Origin of the sequence: Roseibium algae (assembly GCF_037783265.1) — a bacterium.
Taxonomy (GTDB): Bacteria; Pseudomonadota; Alphaproteobacteria; order Rhizobiales; family Stappiaceae; genus Roseibium; species Roseibium algae.
Genome location: NZ_JBAKIA010000038.1, coordinates 1 through 9,023, shown reverse-complemented (window position 1 = coordinate 9,023; position 9,023 = coordinate 1). Strand labels below are relative to the sequence as shown.

Here is a 9,023-nt window from a genome sequence, read left to right as displayed (position 1 = left end):
GAGCGGACTATATTGAGGCGCTTTTCGGAATTTGGGAAAAGGCATTTGGAACATGCAATCTGGAGAAACTGGGAGAGCAGTCCTTCAACAGTGATGTAGCGACACCTTCATATTTGTGGGAAGGGGAGATATTGGAAAAATCCTATTACCGCGATGGTTCTCCTGACGAGGGCGGCAGAAGTGATTGCCTTTTTGTTTCCATATCGGATGTTCACGTATGCTTATCGGTTTTACGCTTCAAAGATGAGGCGAAATTTGCAGAGCCTGGTGCTGAACAGGGCGTTGAGGGATGGCGAGTTGAGACTGAAGAACGCGGAGATTATGTTTCCAACACTCCAGTGAAACTTGCTGATTTTATCACCGATCCCGACGCGACCATCCAACGGTTTCGCGACGATGCAAAGAGGATGATTGAGGCGCTCGCCACAGATTAGGAAGGGTAGCTTAAACGTGAATAAGGGGCTACCCAATTATGAGGGACGTATTTATTTCATGGCGGAACGCCTAGAAAGGCCGGTTTGGTTCATTGCAACTAAATGAGAAGCTGGCGTGACTATTTCGTGAAACCGTCAAGGAGACGCAGGACCAGGCACCCGAATGGCTCCGGACTTACAACAATGAGCGCCCCAACATGGGCATCGGGGGCGTACCCCCCGCCATGAAACTTAAAATGGCCGCGTGAATTCTACCACTGAACCCCACTAAAAATGGGAGGAATACCAAAGCATGTCGGGGAAGAAAAGATTTCGCCAAGCGGTCGTTATAGTCCATGGAATGGGTGAGCAAAGGCCGCTCGACATGTTGAACCGATTTATCGATGCGGCCATTCCCGGCCCGACGGTCATCGATGAAAAACAGGACCTTCCTGTTTATTACTCTCGCCCGGCACCTGAGAGCGAAAGCTACGAAGCAAAATCATATCTGGCGCGTGAGACATCAAAATATCCACAAACGGAATTCTTTGAATATCACTGGTCCCACATGATGCAAGGCAACAAACTGTCGGACATCTGGGACACTTTTCAGCGGATATTGTTCACGCCGATCTGGAATGTTCCCTCTGGGCTTCGCGTTGTTTGGTTGGCCTTTTGGGCCCTGATCCTTTGGGTTCTTTGGTACATTGCAGATGGCACATTGGCCTGGGACAGCCTGAGCGTTGAGAAAATCATTTCCTTGATTGCTGGCGGAGGGGTGCTGGCCGGATTGCTCAGCTGGGCCATGACAAAATTCCTCCCGGGGAAAATCACCGCCAGTTTTGTCGACGTGGTTCGTTACCTCGACACGTCACCTCGGTCCTATTCTGTGAGGAAGAACATCCGCAGAGGAATGATCGAATTCCTTGAAAGCTTGCACACATCCGGCCGGTATGACCGCATCATTGTGGTTGCCCATAGCTTGGGGGCTTATGTCGCCTATGACGGGATCAGCTATCTCTGGACGAAAATGAACCAGGACCATGTTCTGCCGCTCGAAGATGGCCAGCAGGATCACCATGAGACAAAGATTGACCCTGAAGTGCTTGTGAGGTTCGAGAGTGAGGCTGCTGAACTCTTGAAAGACGACAACCGGGATCCCAAAGCTTATCGCGATCTCCAGCGTGAATTGTGGGCTGCCCATCGGGCTGCTGGCAACCCTTGGCTGATCACTGACTTTGTCACGGCAGGAACGCCGATGTGTATGGCAGAGAAACTACTCACCAAGAATGAAGATGAGTTTCGTGTCCGGCAGAAGCGCAGGGATATTGCATCTTGTCCGCCGCTTCCAGACCTCCCCGGCGCGAAGAAGAAAGGGCTGTTCAGTTATCCCTACAAAGGTGGCGATGTTCTCTATCACGCGGCGCCCTTTGCCATCGTCCGCTGGAGCAATATGTGGTTTCCCGCACATCTGGGTTTCTTTGGAGACTGGTTTGGCGGGCCACTTGCACGCCTTTTTGGGGCAGGTATCCAGGATCATCCATTGAACGGCAACGATTGGAAGCGGTTTTTGCCAGCTTGGGCTCATACGCTTTATTTCACCTATCCTGATGACGAAAGCGACGGGTCGGCAACCAAAGTGCTACACGACTTCATGGAAATTGATCCTCAAGCTTGGTGGCCGAATGCCGCTCGTGGTGAAGTCGGTGAAAATTCAGATGAGCAGGGAGATAATGGCGATCAGTGATCAGGGTGTGTTGGTGCGCAAGACGTCACCGATCAATGATTTGTAGATGGGGGTGTGTCCTCTTGAAGGTTGTGGTTAGACGTTAGATGCTAGTGCGCCATTCGCTGGTTCTCAAAATACCGGATCATGCCAGCGTATTCGCTTGTTGGTAGGAGTGACTCATTGATGAAGGCTTGCGCATCATCACGCGTCTCCTGATCGGCTCCCTGGTCAAGCATCACCTTCAAAAAGAAATTATAGATCCGCCATTGATTGAACCGGCGGCGTTTGAGTTGGGGTCGATTGAGGCCATAGAGGCGTTCGCAGGCATCGACAACATCGGCCGCATCTGGGTGGTTCGGGTTTGGAATGAGCTCGACCTGTTTTGCTCCGCTCAAAACGTCCCAAGCAAATAGCTTTTCCGGATCGTCAACATAGGGGTTCGGAATGAGCGGAGCTTCCTGACGATGCGCATCCTCAAAATCAGCGATCGCCTGAGCGTCCAAAGGGTCAGGTGCGAACTGTTTGGCCAAAGCCTCAATGCGAGCATCTGTCGTGTTGGAACGTATGACGGGCCCCCGCATTTTGGGTCCTGAAAACTCAAAAGCATTGCTCTTGAACTGCTGATTGCAAATCGAACAAGACGCCAGATAGTTGTCGTAGACATAAGCCAGCCACCAGTAGATAGATTTTGGGCGATAATGCTCGACATCACCAAAGGCGACGGCAGTTGTATGAGATTCACAATAGGCACATTTGTCGTTCGTTTCTATGAGCAGCTGCTTCTTGGTTTTTGACCATTTTGAGCCAATCTTGAGCTTTGGGTTTCCACCAGAGGCGAGCTTGGCACGCCGTGTTAACATGAGTTCAACGAGACGCTCAACAGGCTTGTTGCCTCGGAAACTGGGAATGATATCCCTCTGTTGTCGTGATCTTTCCAAGCTAATCATTGCTAGTTCGCTTGTTGGCTAACGATTTTCTGCATGAGCGCGCGTTGTTTGTCGCTCAGCACGATGTCCTCGGACGGGTCCTCCGGAACCGCGCCAATCGCATCGGCCAACTGTTCCATTTCTGCGAGATCCCTTTTGGATTTCTTCTTCTTTTTGTGGAGGGTGCGATAGCGAGCGCGGTGACTTTCAAGTTCAACGGATTCATCGGGAATGTGGCCAAAGGCTTCGGTGACGATCAGCTGGTTAAGAAGGAGCTTTCCCGGATCGCCTTCAAAAGGAACGACTTCAGGTCCGGATTTTTGACGGCGAATACAATAGAAGAGAGAGTTTTCAGGGGCCTGTTGAGCTGTGACGACCGAATGGGTTGTCACGACCAGCTGCATGTTTGGCAATTGCTGTTCCAGAAACTTCAGAAGCATGCGTTGCCATTTCGGATGCAAATGCAGATCGACCTCATCAATGATGAGCAGGCCTCTGGCATGAAGCGGGTTCTTGTAGTCATCGAAAATCTCAGTGATCTGATAGAGCAAATCTCCAACCCAAGCGGCCACATTTTGGTATCCATCACTGAGATGCTCCAATGGCACCAAACCATCATCTGTTTGGAACAGAAGGCTTCGGCCCTCCTTGTCGATCTCTGAAAATGTGAGTTCGGGTAAGAACTCGCTTAACACCTTGCGCACAGTGCCCATTTGCAACCCACCCGAGCGATAGTCGAGATCCATCGCCCATTGTTCCAAAGGATTAAGTTGGGCGTTGCGGTCAAAAAGCGTTGCCATAGATCGCGCGCGTGGATGTTCCTGCGGTGATTTGGAACTGAAGCCATGTTCCGAACCGAGGCGACGCGCGGCTCCATAGGCAAATACAGGATAATTGCGATAGGTATGTTCCAGTGCGTCATTCAATGGCTTCAAGGTCTCTTGGGAACCACTGAGAAACCTTGACACGCCCTTTCCTCGGATGAATTCAAGTTTGAGATCTCTAACATCACCATCCTTGGTTTCAACGGCACCTTCAATCGAACCTTCATTTGCTTCTTTTCGAAGCCAGTCATCAGGCTGTCGTGTTAGTTCAACAAGCGCATCAGAGCCTGCCATGAGGAGCGCAATTGACTTGAGGAGCGTGGATTTTCCTGTCCCATTCTCGCCGAGCAAGACGGTCCACTTTCGGTTGTTTCCACCTTCGAGATCAAAGTCGATCTCTACATCTTTGAAACACCTGATATTGTTGAGACGTATCGATTTTAGATACATACCACCACTTTCATTAGTGCGTGCGCGCAGAAAGACCTTCTCAAAGGTATGCATTTTTGCCAACATGCGCAATTGCCCACATTTCAACCTGCCCAATTTAGTTATCTGCTCCAGCTCTCGCCTGTAAAACGCACTATCAACACAAAGCATATAAACAGGATCGAAACAGTCTATGAGTGTTCTACTGCCATTGGCGCTACCGAAGTTTACAGGCAGATCAATCTGCATCTCAGCCATTTGCTCTTATCCGGACGAACGGCTGCTTTCGGGAATACTCAGAGATTGAATACGATGAACGCTCTGGATCAACACGATAGTCCATCAAGAAGTATTGCGGAGTTCCTGAAGGCAGCACGCTGGAAACACGCGCTATTAACGACCTATGCTCTCAGCCTGAGCTACTTTGAATCCGAGGTACTTCGCGTTCTTCTCCAGCAAGGCTGCGATGACATCTGGCTTGTGTGCGATGCGCAGGGCTATCGCTCCTCACTGCTTGAGCGCCGTTCCATGCATGTCGGCCAGGAGTACAGGATTGTGCCAGTTGGCCTCGCGAACGGCGTCTTTCACCCGAAGTGCATTCATCTGATCTCAGAAGACGAGCAGCTTCTTATGGTCGGCAGCGGCAATGTCACCTTCGGAGGTCACGGCAGAAACGCCGAAGTTTTCGAAGCCCTTGTCCCCAATGAACACGCGACCGCGTTTTCCGATTTTGCCGACTTTCTGGAAGTGCTAGGCTCCCAGCCAGACATCAAGATCCCGCGGCGCGAGTGGATCGAAGACTTTGCGGGACGGGCTGCACAGGCGGCGGCTGGCGGCGCGAATCAATCGGCTCAGCCGCTGCGGCTGATCCATCCGCTTGGCAGAACAGCTATCGAACAGATCGGTGAGGTCGCTGCCACAATCGGGACGTGCCGAAAGGCCAAGATCATTTCGCCCTACCATGATCCTGATGGCGAAGCAGTGAGCGCACTGCTTGAAGCCGTGAATGCCGATAGCGGCGTGGTCGCTGTTACCAGCGAAGAGCCCAGCCCATTTCCATTTTCTGACGCTGCGGGGTGGTCGCGTCCCGTTGTGCCCCAAAGGCCGAAGCTTGAGGGCAAGCGCTTCGTTCATGCCAAGTGGCTGCAGTGCGATTTCGGTGATGTAAGTCTGGTGCTATCAGGCAGTTTCAATGCCACCAGAAAGGCACTCGGAACCACTGACAATGTCGAGCTCGGCGTGTTGCGGCGCGTGGCAGCGCCTGAACAGCTTCTGGAATGGGAGGATTGCGTCGCACCGGATTTCCAGCCTGCGGAACGTATGCCCTCTGGCTTGGGACAGGCCGAAATCGTCTATGCGAGCTTTGATCGGCACGACCCGCAGAAACTGACAGGGCAGATGATTAGCCTGCATGAGGTTTCAGGCGAGTGGTCGTATCGGGTCGTGCGGACTGACGGCACCACGCATTCAGGAACGACCGCGCTGAAAGATGACGGCACCTTCATGGTCGTGGATCAGGAATTGGAACTGTTTGCCGAATTGCCTGCATTGCAGATCGTTCTTAAGCGGGACGATCGCGAGGCGCGCGGCTGGATTCAAAACGAAATGCTGCTCAGCGTAGGTGCACGGCGCAGGCTCACGGCCGGAGCGCTCAGCCGCCTGATGCGCCGCGAAGGCAGTGATGATGATATCCAGGCGCTCATGGACTATTTGAGCATTGCGGCGGACAAGCATCTTCGCGTGTTCGATCTTCCTGTGTTGAAGAGCGCCGAGCACGATGAACAGTCGGACAGCGCGGATGCGGCGGAACTGGTGCGAGTCAACCTGAAAGACCTCGCTCCCATGGAAAATATTCCCGAAGGTATCGCGGGTGCAGTCGGTGCAGGACTTGGTTCTGGAGACCAGTTCGAGACCGCGCTCGTGAGATTGCGCCGTATGCTGCTCGGCCACGGAAGACTAAAGAACGCAGCTTCGCGTGACGGATTGTCATCGTCCATCCTGGCGGAAGACGAAGAAGACGTAGTGCAGCGGCAGACGCCCGAGCAAGTCACCTATAGCTTGGGTCTGCAGGATTTCGAAAATGCCATCGGGACGATGATTGGAGAATGTGTCGAACATACTGATCGGCTGCCTGGCCTGCTGACCATCCAGTTCGAAATCGGGATGTGGATGCGCATTCACCGTCTCGAGGACATTGACGGCGCATTCGAGTTCCTCGGAAGTTGGCTTAGGCGCACAGCGCAACGCACTACCCAGCGGCAAGACGAGGTGACAGCCCTTTCGCAGCATTTTGTAACTTCCACGGCCATTCGTGCAGCATTGATGACTTCCGACAGCAAGCCCGAGCAACTGGTCGGACTTCATGATGATCTGGAGAAGTTCTTCGGCGGCGCAGTAGATCGAGAGCTCGCCTCGGCTTCGCTGATCGATGATGCAGACAAGGGATTTGCAGCCGCTCTGGCGCAGGGGCTGCCACCGCATGACCTGAACGCCGCGCTCTCCGAGGTGCTTTCTACGCGAACAAGGCGCCAGCAACTCGAAGATGTGTTGAGTACGCGTGCGGCGGGAAAGGATGTTTCGGCGGATTGGGCGGTGTTCCAGTCACCAACGGGCAAAGCGCTTCACGCATCCCTGCATCGCGCAGGCTGGGAGAAGCGCGTGAAGCGCGGCATCGCCAACTACGAAGCCTGCAGCCACTGCTATATCACCTACCCGCGATTTGAGAAATCCGTCTTCAAGCAAGAGCGCATAGGACGCTGCATACACTGTGAGAAGTTTTCACTGGACGTAACGCCATGACCATTCATTCTCCCGACCGGCCATTCTTCCTGCCGCCGCGCTCGGATGAAAACAACGGCGTTGATTTTCTCGGCCTGCGCCAGACGAACCTCGACATGATGGCGGACATGATCCCGTCCATAAACAACGTGACGGACTACATCCGGCCGTTCTCTCTGGTCTGTTGGGTGTTCTGGAAGTTCTATGATTTATGCTCGGCCGCAGGGCTTGAGGACCCATCGCGCGAAGACATCGACCGTTTCAGGGAACGGATTGAAGTGCTGTTTTCTTGGGGCGCAAGTATGCATCACAACGGCGGCCGCATACCGGGAACGGGAGCGGTGCCGCCCGCGCCGACTCCGGATGGACAATATCCGCTGACATTTAGTGACTGGAAACGCCTCCAGAGCAGTACCAGTCTCATCGCCGCTCTCTGGTATGGTCCTGCATCCAAGATCGTCACAGGTCTCGGGTTCCTTATGCCACTGGCGGGCAAAACAGGCTTTTTCCGCGTGACGGGCTTGGGCATCCATTTGGCCGAGGCGCTGGATGCACATCTTCGCTCAAACGAAGAGCTTTACTCCCGCCTGTTGGCAACGCTCGCTCCGGTGACAGCAAGTAGGGAAGACGCTGTCACCCTTTGGCAAACCTGGGCGCCCGATCAAATCCTGGAAGCTGAACGCGTAGCCTTCCACTCAGCGCTATTCTCTGACAAGGAGATCGGGGATCGCAACGGTCTTCTCGGCAAGCGAAGCACCACTCTTGCTCTGGCCATTCATCATATGCGGCACTGTACGTCGCCTGCCCATGTGGCCGAGATCAGGCAAGGCATGGCGTTGTCGATCGGACAGGATGGCACGTCATACACCATCCCCGAAACGCTCATTCCGACCAGAAACAGCTGGCTGACTCTGCAGATGCGTCAACTGCAGCGTCTGTCGATGGAGTGTCTGCTGTCGTGGTGCGAAGACCGCATCCTTGCAGACCGGATAAACGAGACATCGGCCATGGCTGCGCGATTCAGCCAAGGCTGGGATGGCACCGAGAACCGCTTTGGTGACCTGACGACTGTCGAAGACATGATAGCGCTGCTTGATGCCCAAGCAGACAGCATCGAAGGCTTTATCGCGGCAATCAACGAAGAGCGCCTCGAAAATCCGTTCGACCTGATAGCTACCATTCAGCAGCTATTCAGGGCACGGGATCCTTCGTTCGCTCACTACGCATTCTTGGGGATGCTTCTTAGCGTGGCCTATGCAGGAGCAGCGGCGAGTGAGACGAACTCGCTGCGACTTGGCGGGGCTCCACGGCTGTCACTTGATAGTCTACGCCGCAGCATGGTTGGGCTTGGGGCGACTTCCGTAAGGGAGGCATTCCAGTACATCCTTGAAGCCATGATTATCAGCCAGCACTTCTCGACAGCGGTTAATCGGTTTGACGGACGAAACCAGCGTCTGCGCCTAGCAATCGAAGAGACAGGGCTGGAAGCGATGGTCGGAAAGTCATGGGAGCCTACCGTGACGGAAGACCGTCTGCCAACTCTGCTGTCACTTGCTGCCCAGTCGGGGATTATTGCGCGTAACGAACAAAATGCATTCTGGGAAGTATGATCCAACAAATTGAAGAAAATTTTCAATTGTGCATCGCGCGCTATGGCAGAATAGTCGAAGTTGCCGATACGCGGTAGTTAATTCCGCCCTACTGCCGTAAATGCCGTTTGCCGCGAACGTCCGAAATTAGGGCGCAAAACGGTCATCCAATTCTCAACCGGATCTACTCGCTCATGCCTGGCCCGGCACAAGAACAATTGAAATGCCTCACAGACCCAAAGTTCCTCCGTTCTCTTGACTCCTCGTCAATGTTCCTATTTTGTTCTCGCCTCATTAAGAGGCTTGAACCATGCGGAAACCCGAAACCATTGAAC

The 9,023-nt window shown here is 53.5% G+C and carries 6 protein-coding genes and 1 pseudogene; 5 read left to right on the top strand and 2 right to left on the bottom strand.

The genetic code is table 11. The annotated features are described in order from the left end of the window. The 3 genes and pseudogenes from V6575_RS23065 to V6575_RS23055 form a co-directional block, all read left to right on the top strand. A partial coding sequence (locus V6575_RS23065) for a hypothetical protein (RefSeq protein ID WP_340277844.1) occupies nt 1-434 on the top strand: 434 nt, incomplete at its 5' end. A 128-nt stretch (nt 435-562) separates the two neighbouring features. Then, a pseudogene (locus V6575_RS23060) lies at nt 563-682 on the top strand (IS3 family transposase); the annotation flags it as partial. A gap of 44 nt (nt 683-726) precedes the next feature. After that, nucleotides 727-2,160, top strand: a complete 1,434-nt coding sequence (locus tag V6575_RS23055; RefSeq protein ID WP_340277842.1) for a hypothetical protein — start codon at nt 727-729, stop codon at nt 2,158-2,160. An 89-nt stretch (nt 2,161-2,249) separates the two neighbouring features. Here V6575_RS23055 and V6575_RS23050 read toward each other — a convergent pair whose 3' ends face one another. Together V6575_RS23050 and V6575_RS23045 are read right to left on the bottom strand one after the other, a co-directional pair. Then, nucleotides 2,250-3,002: an HNH endonuclease family protein gene (locus V6575_RS23050; protein ID WP_340277840.1), complete on the bottom strand. Its 753-nt coding sequence runs from the start codon at nt 3,000-3,002 to the stop codon at nt 2,250-2,252. Between the two features lie 89 nt (nt 3,003-3,091). Next, on the bottom strand, nt 3,092-4,579 hold the full coding sequence (locus tag V6575_RS23045) for an AAA family ATPase (protein ID WP_340277839.1): 1,488 nt from the start codon (nt 4,577-4,579) through the stop codon (nt 3,092-3,094). Between the two features lie 54 nt (nt 4,580-4,633). Between V6575_RS23045 and V6575_RS23040 the strand changes: the two genes are divergently transcribed. Together V6575_RS23040 and V6575_RS23035 are read left to right on the top strand one after the other, a co-directional pair. Next, a complete protein-coding gene (locus V6575_RS23040; protein ID WP_340277837.1) occupies nt 4,634-7,120 on the top strand; it encodes a phospholipase D-like domain-containing protein in 2,487 nt (828 codons plus the stop codon). Beyond that, nucleotides 7,117-8,709, top strand: a complete 1,593-nt coding sequence (locus tag V6575_RS23035; RefSeq protein ID WP_340277835.1) for a hypothetical protein — start codon at nt 7,117-7,119, stop codon at nt 8,707-8,709. The genes V6575_RS23040 and V6575_RS23035 overlap by 4 nt, the downstream gene beginning before the upstream one ends. Nucleotides 8,710-9,023: the final 314 nt, after the last annotated feature.